This is a genomic window from Deefgea piscis (assembly GCF_013284055.1).
GTDB classification, from domain to species: Bacteria; Pseudomonadota; Gammaproteobacteria; order Burkholderiales; family Chitinibacteraceae; genus Deefgea; species Deefgea piscis.
In genome coordinates this window covers 876791-899824 of record NZ_CP054143.1, presented here as the reverse complement: position 1 = coordinate 899824, position 23034 = coordinate 876791, and the positions used below count along the sequence as shown (strand labels likewise).

Here is a 23034-nt window from a genome sequence, read left to right as displayed (position 1 = left end):
ATGCTAACCATCAAACAAATTATTGACCAACTCGCTAGCGGTGAAACCACAGCTGTCGCGTTGGCAACGCAGTATTTAGATCGCATCGCGGCGCATCAGCACCTCAATGCCTTTATTACCGTTGACCGTGAAAAATCGCTGGCCCAAGCCGCCGCGGCAGATGCTGCGCGTGCTGCGGGTGATACTCGACCGTTGCTCGGTGTTCCTTTTGCGCACAAAGATATTTTTTGCGCTGAAGGTTGGAAAACATCGTGTGGCAGCAAAATGCTCGACAATTTTATTGCGCCGTATTCAAGCAATGTGGTTGAGCGCTGTGACGCCGCCGGTTTGGTGACGCTAGGTCGCACCAATATGGACGAGTTTGCGATGGGCTCTTCCAATGAAAACAGCTTTTATGGCGCAGTTAAAAACCCTTGGGATTTAACCGCAGTACCCGGCGGCTCGTCGGGCGGTTCGGCAGCGGCAGTGGCAGCACGTTTAGTGCCAATGGCCACGGGCACCGATACCGGGGGGTCGATCAGACAGCCTGCGGCATTTTGCGGCATCACGGGGATTAAACCGACCTACGGTACTGTGAGTCGTTTTGGCATGATCGCTTACGCCAGCTCGCTCGATCAAGGCGGCGCAATGGCGCAAACGGCCGAAGATTGCGCGATTTTGCTCAATGTGATGGCTGGCTTTGACGAGCGTGATTCAACTAGCTTGCAACAAGCGAGCGAGGACTACACCCGCGATTTAAACCAATCGTTAGCCGGACTGAAAATCGGCCTGCCACGCGAATACTTCGCTGATGGTTTGGCCGACGACGTGCGCGCGGCAATTGACGCCGCAGTGGCTGAATTCAAAAAACTGGGCGCCATCATTGTTGACGTGAGCTTGCCGAATACCAAAATGGCGATTCCAGCGTATTACGTCATCGCCCCAGCCGAAGCATCGACCAACTTAAGCCGTTTTGACGGCGTACGTTATGGCCACCGCGCTGCGGATTACAATGGCCTCAACGATATGTACGAAAAAACTCGCGCCGAGGGTTTTGGCGATGAAGTGAAACGCCGTATTCTGACCGGCGCGTATGTTTTGAGCCACGGTTATTACGACGCTTATTACCTACAAGCGCAAAAAATCCGCCGCATGATCGCCAACGATTTCCAAGCCGCGTTTAAAGAGTGCGACGTGTTGTTTAGCCCAGTTTCGCCAAGCACCGCGTGGAACTTAGGTGAAAAAACTGCCGATCCAGTGGCGATGTACCTCGAAGACATTTACACGCTGGGCGTGAACTTGGCGGGCTTGCCTGCCATGAGCGTACCCGTTGGCTTTGGCAGTAACGGTCGCCCAGTTGGCATGCAAATCATCGGCAACTACGCCGGTGAAAGCCGCATGCTCGGCATGGCGCATCAATACCAGCAAGTGACTGACTGGCATACCAAGGCGCCGCAACTTTAAACGGAGGTCGCAATGGCATTGACGCAAAGTGAGGGCCTTTCAGTTGAGCAATATTTAGCCGATGAAGCGGTGTCAGAAGATCGACATGAGTATTTTGATGGCTTGATCTATGCGATGACTGGCGGCACGTCTGCACATAATACGCTGGCATTAAATTTACACATGGCGTTGCGTCCGCATCTAAAAGGCTCGCCATGTCGAATTTATGTAAATGATATGCGACTGCGGGTGGACGCGGCGAACTGTTATTTTTATCCAGACGTGGTGGTGACTTGCGAAGCGGTTGATGCCAAAACGACCACCTTAGAATCGGCCAAAGTGATTGTCGAAGTCTTGTCGCCAGCGACGAGTAACTATGATCAAGGCAAAAAATTTGCAGTTTATCGCCAGCTTGAATCATTACAAGAATATGTGCTGATTGATTCGGAATTGAAAAGCGTTCGGGTGTATCGCCGTGCAGAGCAAGGTGACTGGATCTTTCATGCTTATACCAACGATGAAACTGTACGCCTAGCCAGTATTGATTTTTCTGTGTCGTTGACTGAACTGTACGACGACACGGGCATAGAGGAATAAACCATGAAATGGGAAGTCGTAATCGGGCTAGAGGTTCACACTCAGCTCACCACAAAATCGAAAATTTTCTCACCGGCCAGCACGGCGTTTGGCGCTGCGCCGAATACGCAAACGGCGGTGGTCGATATCGCCTTGCCGGGCGCTTTGCCAGTGATGAACCGCGCCGCCGTTGAGCGCGCGATTCAGTTTGGCCTCGCGATTGGCGCCAACGTTAAACGCCGTTCAGTGTTTGATCGTAAAAACTACTTTTACCCTGATTTGCCAAAAGGCTATCAAATTAGCCAAATGGATTTGCCGATTGTTGAAGGCGGCGTGATCACCATTCAAGTTGGTGACGAAGAGCGCAAAATCAACCTCACTCGCGCCCATTTAGAAGAAGATGCCGGCAAATCGCTGCACGAAGACTACCAAGGCATGACCGGCATCGATTTAAATCGCGCCGGTACCCCCTTGCTCGAAATCGTCTCTGAGCCAGAAATGCGCTCAAGTGCCGAAGCCGTGGCCTACGCCCGGGCCTTATATGAGCTCGTAACGTGGATTGGGATTTGCGACGGCAATATGTCGGAAGGCTCATTCCGTGTGGATGCGAACGTTTCAGTGCGTCCCGCCGGCCAAGTTGAGCTGGGCACGCGCCGCGAAATCAAGAATCTGAACTCGTTCAAATTCTTGCAGCAAGCGATTGATTACGAAATCCGCTGGCAAATCGAAACCATCGAAGACGGTGGCCGCGTGGTGCAAGGCACGGTGCTGTTCGACCCAGACAAGGGCGAAACGCGCATGATGCGTAGTAAAGAAGACGCGCACGATTACCGCTACTTCCCTGATCCAGATTTGCCACCGCTGGTGATTTCGGAAGAATGGATTGCTCGGGTGCAAAGCGAATTGCCAGAATTGCCAGTGGCAATGCAAGCACGCTTTATCGAGCAGTACGGTATCTCCGCCTACGACGCGCGGATGTTGACCTCTAGCAAGATACTGGCCGCTTACTTTGAAGCCACCGTTGCTGCGGGCGCCGATGCCAAACTCGCCGCGAACTGGATCATGGGCGACATCTCGGCCACACTAAACCGCGAAGAGAAAACCATTGCTGATTGCCCAATTTCCGCTGCCGCTTTGGGCGCGCTGATTGCTCGTATTTCGGATAACACCATCAACAACAAAACCGCTAAAGACGTGCTCAAGAAAATGTGGGAATCGGGCGATTCGGCTGATGTGATTATCGAGCGCGATGGTCTGAAACAAGAATCCGACACCGGCGCGATTGAAGCGATTGTCGACACCGTGCTGGCAGCCAATCCGAAAGCGATTGAAGAATATCGCAGCGGTAAAGAGAAGGCGCTCAATGCCTTGGTCGGCCAAGTAATGAAAGGCTCCGGCGGCAAGGCCAATCCGGCGATGGCGTTGGAGATGTTGAAGAAGAAGGTGGGGTGATAATCCTCAAGTAATAAAGCGGCCGAATGGCCGCTTTTTTTAAATCCTTTAGAAGGTTTGTTGATGATTAAAGGCATTAAATATACATTCTTTATTTCAATAGTCGTTTTTTCAACATTTTGGTTTGCCACAGAATGGTCATTAATTGACTGGCCTTGGGAAGCTTTTATTGCTTTGATTGCAGCTTTGGCTGCATTAGCTAGAATTATTTATCAAGACGATAAAGCATTTTCTAAACTACAGAAAAAGTTTACGTTATTGTGCGAGCATGATTTAAATTTAATTAGTGATATTTTTACAGTTTTCCCTGTTGAAGAAACAACTAGATTTTTCAAAGAACATGACTTTGCTAATTCTTTTCGTGATTCAAAAACAAAAGGGTTGTTTTATTTTGTGGATTATTGGGATGTTGTAGATAAAAAATTTATTGATGTCGAATTAGAGAAGCAGCGTAGCGAATTTTTTATTTATGCAAAAGATGTAGCTAGAAATATTGCACAATATACATCTCCAAAGAGTGCGGATTTGCAATCTGTTGATCCTTATGGTCGAAATACAGACTTCCATCTTGACCCTCTCATTGAACAAGATATTAAAATGTTAAATGCAACATCTTCTGCATTCTTTGAAAAGTATGAAGCGTTTATAAAATATTGTTTGCATCGAAAGTCTGTCTGTAAGTAATCAGCATCTTAGGTTGGGCTAAGCTTGCGCAGCCCAACGTTTACCGCGATGAATGAAACCGCCGGATTGATTCTGGCGGTTTTGTTTTATGCGGCTGCGCCGCAGGTGTTTTGGTGCGCGTTCCGCCGCGCGGGCGGGAAGGGGACTTTGCTTCTGCAAAGCCCCCTTCACCCCAAAGCAGCCCCCGGTATCTGCGCCGACTTCGTCGGTACCCTCGCTGCGGACAATCGAGGCGGTTGCGCTCAAAACTCGGCCTGCGGCCTCAAACAATGAGCGCAAAAACCCCGCCCCGCTTGCTCCTCACTCGGCTGGATACAGGGGATCACAAGCCCCAGACCAACGATCAAGCAGGTATGCATATGTATTGCCAGCTAAACATTGCGATATAAGGTCTGGACTTAAATACCTCTTGTTTATGCGAGCAAGTAGGGCGTAATCGCCGAAGGCATTACGCCGCATGAACATCGCATCATTGGTGTATTGCCGCTTCGCGTCGAATACACCCTACTGGAGACGTCAAACCGCCCGATTGATTCGCGCGATTTTTTATGCCGCGGCGCCGCGTGGTTTTTATTGGGGGATGGAATAAAAAAAGCCACGATGGGTATCGTGGCTTTTTGTTGGCGGCGGGTTAGCGCTGCGGGTTTATTTCAATTTGACTGACCATTTGGCTTCAACACATTGTGTATATTGATTGTCGATCAGCGCCGAGAAGCCCGATTGCTCGCTGGTGAGGCGGCATTGGTATTTGATTGGTGCTGGGTTGTCGGCGGTTTCTTCGGATTTATTCCAATAGATGGCCACTGCGGCTGAGCTGCCACCGCTGAAGGATTTCATATCGGTACATTTCATCGACTCTTTGGAGATGTCCAAATTCAATTCGCGGGCAAATTCGACGTAGAAGTTATTGCGCGCCTGTGCCGTTGGTTTGATTGGATTAGACATACATTCGCCATTGATAATCTGGCTAGTGGTTGGGAAGTCGTTCCCCAAGCCGCCGGCGATATCGGTCGCGTTCGGTACCCAAGTGCCGTCCAGTGTATGCAATACCGATGGTTTTGGCGGTTGTGGTGTCACAAAGAAATACAAGGCCGAGGCCATATTCAACCACGTTGACGCCACCAGATCAGGGTTGTCGCGTAGCACGGCGCGGTCGCCATAAATCGCCAACGACAGTGGGGCGTAGTTGAAGATGTAAGAGATTTGATGCGCGCCACGGCCGTAGTAAGAAATCCACGTGCCATCGGGGTTTTTGCCACAAGCGAGCGTGCCATCAAACTGCTTTTGCCAGTTCACATCACCACAACCGGATGAATAGGCTTCTGAGCCTTTACCATCGCCGCCTTCACGCAGTGCCGTTAAGCCTTGGCGCCATTTTGGATTGGGGCTTGATGCGCTGTGATTGCCGGTTTCTTGTACCACGTGGGCAAAAAAGGCAGCAACAACGCGGCGGCAAATTTGATCCGCATTGCGGCCATCGTTGTAGTCGGCGCAGAAGCTTGGGAATTTCGCTACGCCACGCAAGAAGTTGGTGTAGGTGTAGCCCGGGTTGGCTTCAGGGAAGAAATAATTCCATTGCTGCTGCGACACAATGCCTTCCACCCGTTTCACGTTGGCTGGATTGCTTTGATTGCCCGGCGTGACTTGCTCAACCAGTTTATTGTCGAGCGTGGCAACCGAGGCGCGGATCATTTGCATATACGGCGTGCTGATCGCGGCGGCTTCGTGCGCTTGTGCTTCGGCTAAGGTTTCTGGGCCAGAGGCACGTGGCGTGCTTGGGCCAGTACATGCACCAAGGGCTTTCCATGCGCCGCCGACGGCGGAGTTGGCGCTAGGCTCGATATTGCTCGAGTAATAATTGGCTTGGTAGTTTTTGCCATACGCACTGCGGATGACCAGGCCCAAGTTCGGACGATAAATTTCATCCGGATTCCACACCTGCGCGCAAGTATTGCCACCCGGTGTTGGGGTCGCCGTTGGTGTTGCGGTTGGCGTCGCCGTTGGGGATGCAGTTGGCGTTGCGGTTGGTTTTGCCGTTGGTGTGGCAGTTGGTGTGGCAGTTGGTGTGGCAGTTGGTGTGGCAGTTGGTGTGGCAGTTGGTGTTGCGGTTGGTGTGGCAGTTGGTGTTGCGGTTGGTGTGGCAGTTGGTTTTACCGTTGGGCTAGCCGTTGGTACTGGGCTGCTTTCGATTGCCCAAGGGCCCCATTGCGTGCCACCGGGTATTTCACCGGTAGTCCACCATTTGGCTTTCCAGTTTTTACCTTGGTAGGTGACGGTGGCACCTGCGGTATAGACTGCTTTGCTGTCCCAATCGGCGGCCATCACACTGGTGCTTAAAAACAGCGCAGCCAGTAGTGCGGCGAGTTTGATTTTTTTATTCATTATCCTCTCCATCCATAGTGGGATTCGCCTGTCCAAATTGGCTTTGATGTGCTTCCCACACACATCTCAGACGTCATACCTTATTGGTATTGTTTTATGTGTTGAAATCATACCTTTTATGCTGACGGCGTCAAAGCTAGCCAGCGTTAAACGCTGTTTTAAGTCAGTCATTGTGGTGAATCTTGTGATTGGCTGAGTGTTGCTACGCTGGTTGCTGCTGAATCGGGCGCATCGCGCCATCGGCGGTAGGTGGCGGCTTGACCATGGCGCACGCCCATCTCGTCGATCAGATTCCACACGGTAACGTCTTCAATCCAAAAGCGCCGTCCGGTTTTGGCGATTCGCAGCCCGCGATAGCCACAGGCATAACCGTGCTCACGCACCGCGTTGAGCAATTGTTCGCGCTCTTGCTGATCAGGTGTCGCAGCAGATAGCCGTGATGGCAGGCCAAGTAATTGGCCATCAGGATAGTCAAAACAGCGGTGGGCGCTGTCGTTGGCAAAAATAAACCGAGGGTCGGTGCTGGCATCATGCGCCAGCACACAAAACGGCGCCTCATGCTGCAGCCACGCCGCGGCATCGATTAAATCGACAGTCGCCGGCACTAAATCATGCCCCAGCAATTGGCGATAGCTGCTTAGCAGCAGTTGGATCAGTGCAAGTGAAGACACGATAAAATCCGGTAGATAAAAATACGGCTTATTGTAAATTATTTATCTGACATATGATTTTTCTATAGGTATTGATCAGAAATAACGCCCAGATAAATGCTGCAATCATATACCCTTGGCAAACTGCTGCAGCAGCTGGCAGCAGTGGGTTTTTCTTTTGATGGAAATGCGGATTAATTTAAATGAATATTTTTCAAGTTTTAAGCCAAGGCAAAGCGCGATTACATGAGCCGAGTATGTCGGCAATGCTGGGCTATTTATTAGATAGTTCGGAAGACCATGGTTTAGGTGATGCTTTTGTGCGAGTTTTTCTCGCGCAACTGGGGGCCGAGCATTTTGCTGAGATCTTGAGCTGCCCATTTATTAATTCGAGTGCCGAGCTTGAGGTGGCTTATGAGCTAGATAGCGCTATCAAATACATTGATATTGAACTTACTCTGTTAGGTAAGGCAAATAGCGTGCCGTATCGAATTATTATCGAGAATAAGATTAAAGTCGGTGCAGCTAATCCCAAACAGCTGCGCGATTATTACCAAGCCATTTTGCAAGATGATCCAACGATTCAGAAGTTGATGGTGGTATTTCTAACACCAGAGTCTAAAACCAGTGCGCTGGTTGCCGAGTATGACAATTTGGCTGATTTAAACCCTGAGCATCATAAAGCTTGGCTGTTTTGGCATTCAGATACACAAGCTAGTCTGGTCGCTTTGTTGCGCCAAGTGCTATTGGCAGAGGCCTGCGGTGAAATTAATCCAATTAATGAATACATGCGGCATACGCTAAAAGCTTTTATTCGTCATGCGATCGGCGCATTTTCACCCGTTGCTGGGCAGGCCTCGCGGGTGGGGGAGGATATCGGTGAGATTCAGGCTGAACTGCTGATCGAGTTAAAAGATGGTAGCCAGTATCGCGTGGTGCAGCGCGACAGTACGCAAATCCAAGTGTTTAATGTACAAACTGGTGATAAAGAAGTGGCACGCCGGATTATGGGTCAATATATCGATGAACAGAATTTACCCATTAAACATCCAGATTTTAATACCCGTACGATAGGAAAAATGCTGTTTAAATTGCAGTCATCAGTCAGTTAATCGCTGGCCAACAACTTGAGCAACAACCGACAACCGCCAGATTGATTCTGGCGCTGCAGTCCGCAAAACGAGTTTGGATACAGATGGGGGGATTTGTTCATCTTCATTTATATTGATGAGGGCAGAGCGCGGTAATTTGGCGCAGACATTGCGGGTGTGCAATGCCAAAGTACGCGCCTTTACTGCTGAGCCGCTCAGCAGTGCTCGATTTAATTTTGAATGAATAAGGAAACCGCCAGTGGACACTTGGCTTACTCAACTTAAAACGCTGCTGTTTGACACGCCCGAAGTCCATAGCGTGCTATTGGCTATTTTGGTGATTGTTGCGGTGAATGCCTTGCTGGCTTTTGCACTGCGTCAGGTAACGCGCTTGGCGCAAAAATCGAATACCCGCTGGGATGATGTGCTGGTCAATGCTGCCCGTCCTGCTTTGCGTAGTTTGGTTTGGGTGCTGGGGATTAGTTATATTTTGACGCTGATTCCACAGTATTTGCATGTCAATATCGTCGGTTTAACTTCGCCATTACGTAATGTAGGGGTGACGCTGTGTTTGGCTTGGTTCTTATTTCGTTTAATCACTTTAACCAGCAGAAGCTTTTTGAGCGATCGCTATGAACGCGGCGAAAGTGTTGATTCCACCACGGTGGATGCCTTATCTAAATTAGGGCGGTTAAGCGTGGTGATTGCCACGGCGCTGAGCATTTTTCAGACGCTTGGTTTTAGTGTTTCTGGGGTGCTCGCGGCGGGGGGGATTGGTGGTTTAGCTGTGGGTTTTGCTGCCAAAGATTTGCTGGCTAACTTTTTTGGTGGATTAACGATTTATCTTGATCGACCGTTTAGCGTCGGTGAGTGGATACGCTCGCCGGATAAGCAGATTGAAGGCACGGTAGAAAAAATTTCTTGGCGGCATACGCGGATTCGCGGCTTTAATAAAAACCCAATTTACGTCCCAAATGCGATTTTTACTTCCATCGTGGTCGAAAATCCTTCGCGTATGACGCATCGGCGGATTCGCGAAACCATCGGTCTGCGCTATGACGATATTGCCCAAGTGCATAGCATCGTGAGCCAGATTAAAGAGATGCTACAAGCGCATCCCGAAATTGATTCGACGCAAACGACGATTGTCAATTTCAATCAATTTGCCGCGTCATCGCTGGATATTATGCTGTACACCTTCACCAAAACCACCGACTGGGTGCGGTTTCATGCGGTGAAACAAGATGTGTTATTGCAAATTGCCGCCATTATTGAGCAGCACCAAGCGCAAATTGCCTTTCCAACTCGCACCCTACATATTCCAGAGCCGCCAGAGGCTTGAGCTGCCTCGCGGATAGATCGTGCGCTGCGATTTCATCCGACCAAAGCGCTAACCGCTCGATTGAATTCGAGCGGTTTTTTTATGTGCGGCGGTAAGTCCCTTGAGCTTGTTATCGATGTATTGGTTTCTAGCCTAGTGGGTTTAAACACTGCATCGAAATACCCAATAAATTTTGTTAAATAGATTGCTGCCCGTGTGGAACTCCTTGCCTAAGCTGAGGTCTGACTTAGCTAAGTTCAGCCGTACTATTTTATTGATTTATTCAGAAGGGGAATTGAGATGGGTTTGTTTGATATGTTCAAGAGCGACACTAGCACGACGATGAGTCCACATTTCGCTTTTGCGACTGGCCTTTTATACATGATGTCGGCTGATGGCGAGATGGATAACGAAGAAGTCGGCCATTTGTTGTCGGTATTGGGCGGCCAAAAATCAAGCAGTGGTGCGATCGGTGTTGGCGCACAAAACAAACAGTTGCTCGATCGTGCTTTGGCGTATCGCCAAAAAAATTCGATTGATACGTTCTTGGCCGAAGCGACACCGGTGTTAACCGATGCGCAAAAAATGTGCATTTTGATGAATCTGCTCGATTCAGCGTTCTCTGATGGCGAAGCTGAGCCAGAAGAACAAGCGTTGTTTGCCAAGATTCAAGCGGCATTTGGTGTGAGCGATGAGCGCTTTAAACCGTTCTTCCAAGTTTTAATGGTGAAGAACGATCGCGCCGTATTTGTGAATAAAGATCATCCAAGCAACCAAGCGGGCTATACAGTGCAATTGTAATTTAGCTATGGACTCTTAGTCAGGAAGGTAAAAACCGCCGTTGTTCGGCGGTTTTTTTATGCCTTCACAATGCGAAGTAAAAGACAATGCCATGTTAAATACCAAGAATAGACAACGCGGTTGTAATTCTAAGGGTATTTATCGCCGGCATAAGATGGCATTTAGCTGGGATGAAATACCCTGCGGTTATGATTTTGCTCGGGGACAGATTGGCAGTGGATTGATATCGACCAAGCACGTTGACGGTGTTTTAACTAAGTATTTTGCTTGCAAAAATCTTGTTTATACATTGCATTTGCTTGTTAAATGAGTCAGCAAAATGCATGTAAATGCATGATACTGAGTTCATCACTCGTTGTGCTCAGAGAGGCAGAGGCGTAGTTCAGCTCGTTTTAAACGAGCGGTTTTGCAGGCATTGGATCGTTATCGCGCTGCGGCGTTGTAAAAATGGGGTTTGCTGGAGTCACAGGATGAGGCAAGAGACAAAGCAACAGTTTAATCAGTTAGATTGGTCAGCGATGTTGGCGTTGCTGTGCGCGCTGCTGGCGGCAGTGTTTGTTTATCTTAGCTATTTTACTTTGGCTGAACGGCAAGAGGCGAGCGATCGGCGTTATGAGTCATTTTTATTGGCTGAGCAAATGCGCTTGAGCTCAGATCAGCTGACATTGATGGCCCGGGCTTATGCGGCCACGGGCAATCCCAAGTTTTTGCAGTTTTATAATCAGATTTTAGATATTCGCAATGGCATTCAGCCTAGGCCAGAAAAATACCATCGCGTGTATTGGGATTTATTAATGCCCCAGCAGGGGCTGCCACCCTTTCCAAATGGCCAGACCATTAGCTTGAAAAAATTGCTAGATGAAAATGGCTTTACAGAGCAAGAATTGCAGCAACTGCACGCAGCACAAGCGAGCTCGGATCAATTGGCGGAGTTAGAAAAAAACGTATTTAAACTGGTCGCGCAAAATAAACCTAAAGTAGCGGGCAATTATGTAACGCCTGCGGCGGTCAGTCAGTTGTATAGCGAAGCGTATTTTCAAGCTAAAAGCCAGATCATGGGGCGGATTAATGAGTTTTATCATTTGCAAGAAGCAAGAAATAACAGCAATGTGGCCCATGCAGTTAATAAAAATAATTTGATGATTGCTTTTGCCGTATTAAGTTTTATTGGCTTAATAGTGAGCTTAGCATTTAGTTTTAAAGCAAGAGCCCATTTGGCAGCGCAATTTATTGTGGACTTGCAAAAAGAAGTGACCGAGCAGACGAATATTATTATTGAAAAGAACCAAGAGCTAACTCATGCTTTTGATTTGATGGCTAAGGCACAAAAAAATCTGATTGAATCAGAAAAAATGGCTTCCTTAGGCGCATTAGTGGTTGGCGTGGCGCATGAAATAAATACGCCGGTTGGGATTTGCATTACGGCCACTAGCTATATGGAAGAAGAAAATAATGAATTAAGTAAAATGGTTTCTGACCAGTCTTTGAAGAAAAAATCGCTAGAAAATTACTTAGAGAAGTTTGACCAAAGTATTAAATTATCACTAAAAAACCTACACCGAATTGCCGGTATTATTAATAATTTTAAAGAAGTTGCCGTAGACCAAGATGTTGATGTGTTTTCTTCGGTTGATTTAAAAGAAGACATTCAGTATATGATTGATGAAATTGTATTGAGCAATCAGTATAGTCAAAATCAAATTAACATTGATTTGCATTGCGATGAGCAATGGATTTGCCTGTGTTACCCTGGGGTGTTAATTAAAGTATTACGGCAGCTACTTAAAAATGCCTTGATTCATGCTTTTGATCCGGGGGCGGATGGGCAAGTTGATATCGTTGTCGCGAAAATTGATGATTGGTATCAAATTAGCGTGCAAGACAATGGCAAGGGTATGCAAGAGCTCGAGCAGCTCAAAATTTTTGATCCGTTTTATACCACCAAGCGTAATCAAGGCGGTATTGGTTTAGGTTTGCCGATCGTATTTAATTTGGTAACGCAAAAACTCGGTGGCTCGATTCGTTGTACCTCGGTGGCCGAGCAAGGCACGTGTTTTCAAATAAAAATTCCAGTTGAGGGCAAATCGGTCGATCATCCTTAAGTCAGCGGTGCTGGCGTTACGTGAATATATGGCTGTTATTTGATGCAGAGCCTGAATGATTGACTTCATTTGGGCTTTATTTATGGCGGATGGAGTGAAGTATGCAATTGGTGATTGGCAATAAAAATTACTCTTCATGGTCCTTGCGGCCGTGGTTGGGGATGAAAGTCGCGGGGATTAAATTTGACGAAGTGGCGCATGATTTGTACGCGCCCAATGCCTTGGCTGAGCGTTTGCAGTTTTCGCCTAGCGCTAAAGTACCGGTGTTGATTGATGGTGATATCCATATTTGGGATTCTTTAGCCATTGCGGAGTATTTGGCCGAACGTTATCCGGCGGCAAAATTATGGCCACAAGACATCGTGGCGCGTGCTTATGCGCGATCAGTTTGCGCTGAAATGCATGCTGGATTTTCAGCTTTACGTAGCACTTGCCCGATGGATATTCGGCAGAAACACCCTGTAGTGATGACCCCCGCATTGCAGGCCGATATTGATCGGGTATTGGCGATTTGGCATGACTGTCGCTCGCGTTTTACTGGGCATGGTGAGTTTTTGTTTGGGCATTTTTCTTGGGTTGATGCTTTTTTTGCGCCGGTGGTCACTCGCTTTGTGACTTACGGCATTACCGTGCCTGCACCGTTAGATTTATACATGAACGCAGTGTTGGCCTTGCCCGCGATGCAAGAATGGATGGCGGATGCGCAAGCTGAGTCCAGTGTTGCGGCATAGCTGGATTTTCAGCGGTTATCAGCAGCAAAAACAGCGGCTTTTTGCCGCTTTTTGTTGCCTATTTTTTAGGCACGATGTAGAATCCGCGCCTTCCCCTTGAATGATTTAAATGCCATGCAGATTGGCCCGTATCAGTTAAAAAATAATCTGATCGTTGCCCCCATGGCGGGAGTGACTGATCGTCCTTTTCGTCAGCTGTGTAAGCAGTTTGGAGCAGGGCATGCAGTCTCAGAAATGATGACTAGCGATGTGGCTTTGCGTTCAAGTCAAAAGTCTTTGCTGCGCGCTAATTTTGAAGGTGAATTGGCGCCAATTTCGGCGCAGATTGCCGGATCAGACCCCAAAATGTTGGCCGAAGCGGCGCGGTTTCAAGTCGCCAATGGCGCGCAGATTGTTGATATCAATATGGGCTGCCCAGTTAAGAAGGTCTGCAATAAGCTGGCGGGTTCGGCTTTATTGCAAAACGAGCAATTGGTTGGCGATATTTTGGCTGCCGTGGTCAATGCCGTTGATGTGCCAGTAACGTTAAAAACTCGCTTGGGTTTTGCCAATGGCGCGGAGAATATTTTACGTGTTGCTGAGCTGGCCGAGAACGCTGGGATTGCTGCGTTGGCGATTCATGGCCGCACGCGAGAAGATATGTATCACGGGCAAGCCAGATATGAATTGATTCGCGCAGTCAAAGAATCAATCTCGATTCCGGTGATTGCCAATGGCGATATCGATAGTCCGGCTAAAGCCGCTTTGGTGCTAAAAGAAACCGGGGCCGATGCCATTATGATCGGCCGTGCCGCACAAGGCCGACCTTGGTTATTCCGTGAAATTGCGCATTATTTGGCGACGGGAGAAACATTACCGCCGCCCGAAGTGCTAGAAATTCATGGCGTATTGCTTGGGCATTTGGACGATTTATATGCGTTTTATGGCGAGTATTCCGGTTGCCGAATCGCCCGTAAGCATATTGCTTGGTATACCAAGGGTTTGCATGGCAGTAATGAATTTAGGCAAACGATGTATGCCGAGGAAACAACCGCTGGACAAGCGCTAGCGGTCGATACCTACTTAAAAAGCTTGCTCAATTTTGGCGAGCGACTGCAATACCGCAACACAGCGAACGAATCAGAATAGCGTAACAGCTGTGTGATGAAGACAATAACGAACACCGAAAAATCGGGAGATTGAATGACCACCCCCACCGACTTGATTGCAACGGCAATTAATGAATCGCTCGCGCAGTATTTTAATGACCTAGATGGTGAGCCGCCGAGTGCATTGTATGAAATGGTTTTGGCTCGCATGGAAAAGCCGCTCTTGGTGAACGTGCTACAGCGCGTTGAGGGTAATCAATCGCGCGCTTCAGAAATGCTCGGCATTAATCGCAATACCCTGCGTAAAAAATTACAAGCCTACGATTTGTTATAAATCGACCCCTGTGGGGTCTAGTTTCAATTCAAACAGAGGAAGCATGATGAGCAAAATTACCCGTGCCTTGATCAGCGTATCGGATAAAACTGGTGTGTTAGCATTTGCCCAAGCCTTGCATCAGCAAGGTGTCGAGATTCTTTCGACAGGTGGCACTGCTAAATTATTCGCCGATCACGGTCTACCCGTGATTGAAGTTGCCGATTACACCGGCTTTCCTGAAATGCTCGATGGCCGCGTGAAGACCTTGCATCCAAAAATCCACGGTGGCATTTTAGGCCGTCGTGATTTAGACGCCCATGTGGCCACGATGGGCGAGCATGGCATTGGTAATATTGATTTAGTTTGTGTGAATCTGTATCCGTTTGAAGCGACGATTGCTAAACCCGATTGCAGCTACGAAGACGCGATTGAAAACATCGACATCGGCGGCCCAGCCATGGTGCGCTCAGCCGCCAAAAACCACGCACACGTGGCGATTGTCACCGATGCCGCTGACTACGATTTATTGATCGAAGAAATGCAAGCCAATGGCGGCGCATTGGCTTTGGCAACGCGCAAAAACTTGGCGAAAAAAGCCTTTAGCCATACCGCAGCGTATGACGGCGCGATTTCAAATTACCTGACGGCTTTAACCAGCGATGGTGAAAAAGCAATTTACCCAACGCGCTTAAACTTGCAGTTCGAAAAAGTGCAAGACATGCGTTACGGCGAAAATCCACATCAATCCGCCGCGTTTTACCGTGATTTGGACCCAGCAGCAGGCAGCTTGGCCAATTACAAGCAATACCAAGGTAAAGAATTGTCGTACAACAATATCGCCGATTCAGATGCCGCGTGGGAATGCGTGAAGCAATTTGCCGAGCCAGCCTGTGTGATTGTTAAGCACGCCAACCCTTGCGGCGTTGCCGTGGGTAAAGACAGCTATAGCGCATACCGCCTAGCCTTAGCGACCGATACCACCAGTGCCTTTGGTGGCATTATTGCTTTCAATAAAACCGTGGATGCCGACACGATTGAAGCGGTTTCGACGCAATTCTTGGAAGTATTGATTGCACCGTCGTATACGGCAGAAGCATTGGCTTTGATCGCCAAAAAACAAAACGTTCGCGTTTTGGAAATTGCCATTGAAAGCGGTGAAAACCGTTTTGATTTGAAGCGTGTTGGCGGCGGTTTGTTGGTACAAACGCCAGACGTTCATGCCCTGATGTTGGCTGATTTGAAAGTCGTGACCAAGTTGCAACCAACACCAGAACAATTGAAAGATTTGTTGTTCGCGTGGAATGTGGCCAAGTTTGTTAAATCAAACGCGATTGTGTTCTGCAAAGGCGGCCAAACATTGGGCGTTGGTGCAGGCCAAATGAGCCGTGTTGATTCAACTAAAATTGCTGCGATCAAAGCGCGCAATGCAGGTTTGGAACTGCGCGGTTCAGTCGCAGCGTCAGATGCGTTCTTCCCGTTCCGTGATGGCGTGGATGTGATTGCCGAAAACGGTGTGTCAGCGATTATTCAACCGGGTGGTAGCTTGCGTGATGAAGAAGTGATTGCGGCTGCCGACGAGCATGGCATTGCAATGGTGATGACTGGCATTCGCCACTTCCGTCATTAATTGAGTACGACCTCGGCAGTGCTCAAGCGCTGCCGAGGTGATCAACATAAAAAAATACTAATAATAAAAACCAATTAACGAACCAAAAGAGTTCGTATTTCACGGGAAGATGAAAACATTTCTAACTATACGAATTATTAAAATAATGACATTTAAAAAAATATGGGCAATGTGTATCGGGCTATTGTTAGCGGCCAATGTATCAGCAGCAGACTGTGCCGATTGGTGGCTGTTTGATAAAGCCTGCAGCAATATTAGTGGCATTTGGAATGAAGGCGAAACTGGTTTGTTGGTGTCTGGTTACGCTTGGCATAATCGCAGCACCTATGATCGAGATAAAATCGATAGTTATAACGAACTGGCGTATGGCGGTGGCCTTAGCCTGTATCGTGCTTTACCCAATAATAATGAAGAAATGATTTATGCGATGATGTTTTCTGATTCGCATAGCAAGCCAGAAACCCATATTGGTTATGCCTATATGTGGTACTGGAATGTCTTAGGACCACTTAAAGCGGGAGCGGGTTTGACTGCGGGTTTGTTCTCGCGCAGTGATATCGGCAGTTATGTCCCGTTGCCTTTTGCTTTGCCTTTAGTTGCTCTGAAATATGACAAAGTCAATCTGTATGCGACTTATATTCCAGGTGGTAGTAATAATGGCAATGTGTTGTTTTTATTTTCCCGCTTTGATTACTAATCAGCGCTTGGAGTAAGAAAGAAATGAATATCCTCGTCATTGGCTCAGGTGGCCGTGAACATGCATTAGCTTGGAAATTAGCCCAATCTGAGCGCTCGACTAAAGTATTTGTCGCGCCAGGTAATGCAGGGACTGCACTCGAAAAAAATCTCACCAATGTCGCAATCACCGCTATTCCAGAATTGATTGAATTTGCTAAAGCTGAAAACATCCAGCTAACCGTCGTCGGCCCAGAAGCGCCGTTGTCGCAAGGGATTGTGGATGCATTTCGTTTGGCTGGGCTGAAGATTTTTGGCCCAACTCAGGCAGGCGCTCAGCTGGAATCATCTAAAGATTTTGCTAAAGCCTTTATGCAGCGCCATGGTATTCCGACTGCGGATTACCAAACCTTTGCCGATGCTGCGGCAGCGCACGCCTATATCGACGCCAAAGGCGCGCCGATTGTGATTAAGGCGGATGGCTTAGCGGCGGGTAAAGGCGTGGTGGTCGCGATGGATTTGCTTGAGGCGCACGCTGCTGTGGATGCGATGTTGTCCGACAATCAATTTGGCGACGCCGGTGCTCGCGTGGTGATTGAAGAATTCCTCACCGGTGAAGAAGCCAGCTTTATCGTGATGGTCGATGGTAAAAACGTATTGGCGATGGCCTCCAGCCAAGATCACAAACGCTTACTCGACGCGGATTTAGGCCCGAATACCGGCGGCATGGGCGCATATAGCCCGGCACCCGTGGTAACGCCAGAAATCAACGCGCGCGCAATGCGTGAAGTAATCTTGCCTACCGTGCAAGGCATGGCCAAAGACGGCATCGAATACACTGGATTTTTGTACGCCGGTTTGATGGTGAGCCCTGATGGTTCGCTTAAAACACTGGAATTTAACTGCCGCTTTGGTGATCCAGAAACGCAACCGATTATGCTGCGCTTGAAGTCAGACTTTGTGACTTTATGCGAGCATGGTGTGAATGGCACGCTGGATCAAGTTGAATGCGAATGGGATCGTCGGGTCGCTTTGGGAGTGGTAATGGCTGCGGCCAATTACCCAGACACTCCGCGCAAAGGCGATGTGATTACCGGTTTGCCAAGTGATTTAGAAGACGGTCATGTGTTCCATGCTGGTACTACGCTGAACGAAGCTGGCGAGCCAATCACCAGTGGCGGTCGTGTATTGTGTGTTACCGCATTTGGTGAAAACTACAAAATGGCGCAAAAACGCGCGTATGAAATTTTGGCCGATATTCATTTTGATGGCGCGCAATATCGTACCGACATTGCATGGCGAGCGATTAATCGTAAATAAAGCATTTCAACGTATGGCATAAAAAGAGCGGCTTAGGCCGCTTTTTTTTTTGAGCCGTAAATTTCAATACTGTTTTAGTTTTTCCAAAAAATGAAAACAAATGCACGCTGAGATGTTTTAATTTGTTAGCTTGTTTTAAGCTTTACATAAGAATTTGCTGGATAGTATCTCTTACTGCCTCATTGATTTTGTAATAAATTAGAAATAAATAGTGTTGCCACTGTAAGAGGGTGGAGTAGATAGAAATTACGACTGGAGTCGACATGACGTTTAAACTAAGTTCACGCATAAGCCTTATTTCTTTAGCATTGGCTATGTTGCCGGGCATGGCCAATGCGGGTTGTTCAAATAGTGGCTTTTGTGGGCGAATTATTTATTTAGGCAAAACAGTCGACTCTAAACAGGCAGTATTTTTGTCGGCTACTAAAACGCCGGGCAAGTATGACGTGAGCACCACTGCGGCTTTTGATCCTCATGGTGGCGGTGATTTACCGATCGACACGTGGAGTAAGAGCCGACCTGGCTTGCGGTTGACGGTGTCAAATTACCCCGAAGATTGGGGTGGAACGCATATCTTGTATGCGTATCCAGGTGAAAACTCGCAGCTACATTCACGCCAATTTGTCGCTTCCGCAAATCAAAATCCAGATGGTATTGTTTTTCCGCCAAACTTTAAGCCGCCCGTTATCAAGCCACCAACTCGCCCACCCGTGGTTGGCATCACGCCAGAAGTACCGATGGCGGTAAAACCGCCGATTGCGACGTTGCCAGAGAAGCCACCGGTAACAGGGCTAATGCCAGAATTACCCATGGGCGTGAAGCCACCGATTGGTACGATTCCAGTAAAACCACCGGTAACAGGGGTGACGCCAGAATTACCCATGGGCGTGAAGCCACCGATTGGTACGATTCCAGTTCAACCGCCAGTAACAGGGGTGACGCCCGAATTACCCATTGGCGTCAAACCACCGATTGGCACGATACCAGCCAAGCCGCCGGTAACAGGCGTGACGCCAGAATTACCCGTGGGGGTAAAACCACCGATTGGTACGATCCCAGTACAACCGCCAGTAACAGGCGTGACACCGGAATTACCCATGGGGGTCAAACCGCCGATTGGTACGATCCCAGTTCAACCGCCAGTAACGGGCGTGACGCCCGAATTACCCATGGGGGTCAAACCACCGGTTGGCACGATACCAGCTAAGCCGCCAGTAACAGGCGTGACGCCAGAATTACCCATGGGCGTGAAGCCACCGATTGGTACGATTCCGGTCAAGCCACCGGTAACGGGCGTGACGCCAGAATTACCCATGGGCGTAAAACCGCCGATTGGTACGATCCCAGTACAACCGCCAGTAACAGGCGTGACGCCAGAATTACCAATGGCGGTAAAACCACCAATTGGCACGATCCCAGCCAAGCCGCCAGTAACAGGGGTGACGCCCGAATTACCCGTGGGCGTGAAGCCACCGATTGGTTCTCGACCAGAGCGGCCGCCGGAAGGGGGCGAAATTGTCGTAGCGACTCAGTTGCCTGCGAGTCGTGAATTAGCGGTTGTTAACCCTTGCACGATGCAGCAAGACCCAGCAACAATGGTCGATAAAAATGCAATTACTGATGTTAATTGCATGGGTATGCAACTAGAGGGGAATAACAGCAGCAATGTAACGGCAATACCGACTACAGAAGGTCGTGAGTTTGGCCTAGAAACGCGATGGAATACCTGGGCTGATTCGCAATACGTTGATATTCGTGATCGTCGTCATGACTTGGATCTGTCGGGGCATAGCGCGAGTGTGGCACTGGGTTTTGATCGTCGTTTAGATAGCGGTTTGATCGCCGGACTGTCGTTGTCGCTCGAAAACAATCAGAGCAGTGCATTTGCCAACGATATGCGTAATCGCAGTAATGGCTTCAATATCGGGCCGTATATTGCTTATCCGTATTCCGAAAACTGGGTTTTTGATGGCGCGCTAACATTTAGCCATATGAATAATCAGCAGCATTTATTGGTTTTGGATGGTGATTATTCATCACAGCGCTATGCGATTTCTGCACGAGCCAACGGTCAATTTCCCTTGGGTGAGGCATTTATTCGGCCGAAGATCGGAGTGTATTACGCCCACAATCGCAGTGCGGCGTATGCGCTCAGTGGCATGATTGCCGGCTATGCGCTGCGGCTAGAAAATGAAAAATCGAGTGTGAATACTGGCTCGATTGATTCGGCCATTGAAATCACGCAAACGTTTTACACGCAAAACGGCACGCCGTGGATGCCGTATGCCGAGCTATTGTTGGGCTATGAATTTGCGCGAGTCAATGACGGTAAAGTACTCACTGGGGACTTGTCTTTGGCTGATACTAGCCCGTGGCAAGGAGGGGCTAAGGTTGGGGTTCGCTCATTATTGGGTCGTAGCTCGTCGATTGATGTCAGCGCGGCTTATCTGAGCTTGGGGCAAAAAGGGCTTAATATTTGGGAGCTGCGTTTATTCCTATCACACGCCTTTTAAGCAACTAAATCGGCGCTGTTAGCGCCGATGAATGCACTAAGCGCTATTGATTTTGCCGATCAATAGCGCTTTTATTTTGTGCGTTAGCGCTGCTTGAGTTGCGCTTTGTTGATCGGCATCAACGAGAAATTCGCCATATGGTGTGATATTATGAATCATTCTCATTGCGGATTGGCGACTATGCGTGCTCTCTCTCAGCTAGATTTAAACCAACGTGCCGTGGTACACGCCATCAGTACGGATGTTGATTTACTGCCACGATTGTCGGCGCTGGGTTTGCGTGAGCACAGTGAAGTCACGGTGATTCGCCGAGGTTGGCTGGGTGGCCCTTTGCATTTGCGAGTGGGCAATACTGAATTTATGCTGCGCCGCGCTGATGCCGCGTTGATTCAGGTGCTGCCGATTGTATCGACGGTGGTCGTGCTGAATCAGGCTGAGGTTTTAGTATGAAGCGGGTCGCCCTCGTTGGCATGCCCAATACAGGAAAGTCCACTTTATTTAATCGCCTCACTGGCGGCACTGCTCGCGTGGCCAATTGGCCGGGCTTAACGGTGGAATTGGCTTCCAGCAGAATTTTGCTCGGCGCCAATATGGTGCAAATTTTTGATTTGCCGGGGATTTACGATTTAGTCGGCGGCGCTGAGGACGAGCATGTCGCCCAGCGTTTTTTGGCCGAAGCCAAACTTGATGCCATCGTATTGGTACTCAATGCCACGCAACTCGATCGCCAGTTGGCACTGGCATTGCAGCTCAAAGCCTTAGGGGCGCCGCTGCTGATTTGCCTCAATATGCAAGATGAAGCCAAACGCGCCGGTATCTCGATTGATTGCGCTTTGCTGGCCAAGGAATTGGGCTGCGCAGTGCAATTAATTAGTGCCAAATTGGGCGCGGGCCTGAATGAAGCCAAGCAGCAATTAAATCAACTGATGGCGCAACCCAGTGTGCAGCTTGATTTAACCAATGTGCCTGCGGCCAGCGCCATGCATGCACAAGAAAAACGCCTATTTCAAGCCGCAGTGCAGCAGCCACCAACGCTGGCGCTGGATACCACGGCGCAAGTCGATCGCTTTGTGTTACACCCTTGGCTGGGTTTGCCGCTGTTTATTGTGGTGATGTTTGGTTTATTCCAACTCACCTACGCCATTGGTACGCCGCTGCAAGACACCATGGAAGCGGGATTAGTTTGGCTTAAAGACAGCTTTTTATTGCCTGCTACGCAATCGCTGCCGGCTTTTTGGCAAGGTTTGATTGTCAATGGTGTGTTTGATGGCGTCACCACGGTACTGACTTTTGCGCCGATTATTTTCTTGTTTTTCTGCTTGATGTCAGTGATTGAAGACTCGGGATATTTTGCCCGCGCCGCGTTTATGATGGACGGCATTATGAGCCGAATGGGCCTTGATGGCCGTGGTTTTGTGATGCTGATGATGGGCTTTGGCTGCAATGTGCCAGCGATTATGGGCACGCGGGTGATTCGTGATCATAAAGCCCGCTTGCTCACGATGCTGACGATTCCATTTTCACTGTGCTCAGCGCGCTTGCAGATTTTCCTCTTTTTGAGTGGGGCTTTGTTTAGTCCGGCGAATGCGCCATGGGTGTTGTTGTCGCTGTATATCATCAGTATTTTGGTGGCGATGGGCACTGCGGTGTTATTTCGCTCGCACTTTCAATCCAATGAGCCGTTTGCGCTGGAATTACCGCCTTATCGTTTGCCATTGCTGAGCCATATCTGGCGGCGGGGTTGGGGTGAGGCGCGCGACTTTTTGCGTTTAGCCAGCACCATGATCGTTATTGGGGTGGTGTTAGTGTGGTTGCTGACTAATTTCCCGAATCCACAACACAGCTATGCCTTGATGGTGTCTGATTTTTTCCAACCGGTATTGTCGCCCATTGGCATTGATTCAACCTTGTCGATTGCGCTGATCTTTGGTTTTGTTGCCAAAGAAGTCGTGCTCGGCGCCTTATCGGTGATTACCGGTCACGATGGTACGGCGCTGGCAACGCAGCTCGCACACACGCTAGATCCGGTGTCGGCATATAGCTTTATGCTGTTTACGCTGACGTATATCCCTTGCGTTTCAGTGATTGCCGCCATGAAAAAAGAATCTAAATCGACGGCGTTTACTGCGTTTTCACTGGTTTGGTCTTTGGGCTTGGCGTGGACGATTTCCTTTGTTTTTTACCAGTCAGCACGACTGCTGAATTTTTAATCGCGTTCTACTCCTTTAGTGTGGCGTGAAGTGGGTGTTTTCAGGGTAAAATGGCGGGTTTTGCAACCCGCCA

The 23034-nt window shown here is 48.8% G+C and carries 19 protein-coding genes; 17 read left to right on the top strand and 2 right to left on the bottom strand.

Going from position 1 to position 23034, the window contains the following annotated elements:
- From gatA to HQN60_RS04315, 4 genes are all read left to right on the top strand, one after another.
- Positions 1 to 1443 carry an Asp-tRNA(Asn)/Glu-tRNA(Gln) amidotransferase subunit GatA gene (gene gatA, locus HQN60_RS04330; RefSeq protein ID WP_173532503.1) on the top strand — a complete coding sequence of 481 codons (1443 nt, stop codon included), beginning with the start codon at positions 1 to 3 and terminating at the stop codon, positions 1441 to 1443.
- 12 nt (positions 1444 to 1455) lie between these two features.
- Positions 1456 to 2019 carry a Uma2 family endonuclease gene (locus HQN60_RS04325; RefSeq protein WP_173532502.1) on the top strand — a complete coding sequence of 188 codons (564 nt, stop codon included), beginning with the start codon at positions 1456 to 1458 and terminating at the stop codon, positions 2017 to 2019.
- Positions 2020 to 2022: 3 nt separating this feature from the next.
- Positions 2023 to 3450 (top strand): Asp-tRNA(Asn)/Glu-tRNA(Gln) amidotransferase subunit GatB, encoded by a 1428-nt coding sequence (gene gatB / locus HQN60_RS04320; RefSeq protein ID WP_173532501.1) that lies wholly within the window; start codon positions 2023 to 2025, stop codon positions 3448 to 3450.
- A gap of 63 nt (positions 3451 to 3513) precedes the next feature.
- Positions 3514 to 4134, top strand: a complete 621-nt coding sequence (locus HQN60_RS04315; protein ID WP_173532500.1) for a hypothetical protein — start codon at positions 3514 to 3516, stop codon at positions 4132 to 4134.
- Between the two features lie 645 nt (positions 4135 to 4779).
- On the opposite strand, the gene HQN60_RS16355 is transcribed toward HQN60_RS04315, so the two are convergent.
- Both HQN60_RS16355 and HQN60_RS04300 read right to left on the bottom strand, forming a co-directional pair.
- On the bottom strand, positions 4780 to 6516 hold the full coding sequence (locus HQN60_RS16355; protein ID WP_308419426.1) for a glycoside hydrolase family 19 protein: 1737 nt from the start codon (positions 6514 to 6516) through the stop codon (positions 4780 to 4782).
- A gap of 167 nt (positions 6517 to 6683) precedes the next feature.
- Entirely contained in the window at positions 6684 to 7187 is a 504-nt protein-coding gene (locus HQN60_RS04300) for an MEKHLA domain-containing protein (protein ID WP_173532499.1), read from the bottom strand.
- A 182-nt stretch (positions 7188 to 7369) separates the two neighbouring features.
- Between HQN60_RS04300 and HQN60_RS04295 the strand changes: the two genes are divergently transcribed.
- The 13 genes from HQN60_RS04295 to feoB all read left to right on the top strand — a co-directional run bounded on the left by HQN60_RS04295 (position 7370) and on the right by feoB (position 22961).
- Positions 7370 to 8278, top strand: a complete 909-nt coding sequence (locus tag HQN60_RS04295; protein WP_173532498.1) for a PD-(D/E)XK nuclease family protein — start codon at positions 7370 to 7372, stop codon at positions 8276 to 8278.
- Positions 8279 to 8516: 238 nt separating this feature from the next.
- On the top strand, positions 8517 to 9599 hold the full coding sequence (locus tag HQN60_RS04290; RefSeq protein WP_173532497.1) for a mechanosensitive ion channel family protein: 1083 nt from the start codon (positions 8517 to 8519) through the stop codon (positions 9597 to 9599).
- Positions 9600 to 9878: 279 nt separating this feature from the next.
- On the top strand, positions 9879 to 10379 hold the full coding sequence (locus HQN60_RS04285; protein WP_173532496.1) for a tellurite resistance TerB family protein: 501 nt from the start codon (positions 9879 to 9881) through the stop codon (positions 10377 to 10379).
- Between the two features lie 470 nt (positions 10380 to 10849).
- On the top strand, positions 10850 to 12481 hold the full coding sequence (locus HQN60_RS04280) for a sensor histidine kinase (protein ID WP_173532495.1): 1632 nt from the start codon (positions 10850 to 10852) through the stop codon (positions 12479 to 12481).
- A 101-nt stretch (positions 12482 to 12582) separates the two neighbouring features.
- Positions 12583 to 13212, top strand: coding sequence for a glutathione S-transferase family protein (locus tag HQN60_RS04275; RefSeq protein ID WP_173532494.1), 630 nt, complete (start codon positions 12583 to 12585; stop codon positions 13210 to 13212).
- Positions 13213 to 13326: 114 nt separating this feature from the next.
- Positions 13327 to 14340, top strand: a complete 1014-nt coding sequence (gene dusB / locus HQN60_RS04270) for a tRNA dihydrouridine synthase DusB (RefSeq protein ID WP_173534597.1) — start codon at positions 13327 to 13329, stop codon at positions 14338 to 14340.
- Between the two features lie 54 nt (positions 14341 to 14394).
- Positions 14395 to 14634, top strand: coding sequence for a helix-turn-helix domain-containing protein (locus tag HQN60_RS04265; RefSeq protein ID WP_173532493.1), 240 nt, complete (start codon positions 14395 to 14397; stop codon positions 14632 to 14634).
- Positions 14635 to 14680: 46 nt separating this feature from the next.
- The gene (purH, locus tag HQN60_RS04260) at positions 14681 to 16243 is read left to right on the top strand and encodes a bifunctional phosphoribosylaminoimidazolecarboxamide formyltransferase/IMP cyclohydrolase (RefSeq protein ID WP_173534596.1); all 1563 of its coding nucleotides are present in this window, start codon (positions 14681 to 14683) and stop codon (positions 16241 to 16243) included.
- A 145-nt stretch (positions 16244 to 16388) separates the two neighbouring features.
- Positions 16389 to 16940: a lipid IV(A) palmitoyltransferase PagP gene (gene pagP, locus HQN60_RS04255; RefSeq protein WP_173532492.1), complete on the top strand. Its 552-nt coding sequence runs from the start codon at positions 16389 to 16391 to the stop codon at positions 16938 to 16940.
- A 23-nt stretch (positions 16941 to 16963) separates the two neighbouring features.
- Entirely contained in the window at positions 16964 to 18238 is a 1275-nt protein-coding gene (gene purD, locus HQN60_RS04250) for a phosphoribosylamine--glycine ligase (RefSeq protein ID WP_173532491.1), read from the top strand.
- 263 nt (positions 18239 to 18501) lie between these two features.
- Entirely contained in the window at positions 18502 to 20751 is a 2250-nt protein-coding gene (locus HQN60_RS04245; protein WP_173532490.1) for an autotransporter outer membrane beta-barrel domain-containing protein, read from the top strand.
- 150 nt (positions 20752 to 20901) lie between these two features.
- On the top strand, positions 20902 to 21201 hold the full coding sequence (locus tag HQN60_RS04240) for a FeoA family protein (protein ID WP_217390235.1): 300 nt from the start codon (positions 20902 to 20904) through the stop codon (positions 21199 to 21201).
- A complete protein-coding gene (gene feoB, locus HQN60_RS04235) occupies positions 21198 to 22961 on the top strand; it encodes a ferrous iron transport protein B (protein ID WP_173532489.1) in 1764 nt (587 codons plus the stop codon). The genes HQN60_RS04240 and feoB overlap by 4 nt, the downstream gene beginning before the upstream one ends.
- Positions 22962 to 23034 lie beyond the last annotated feature (73 nt).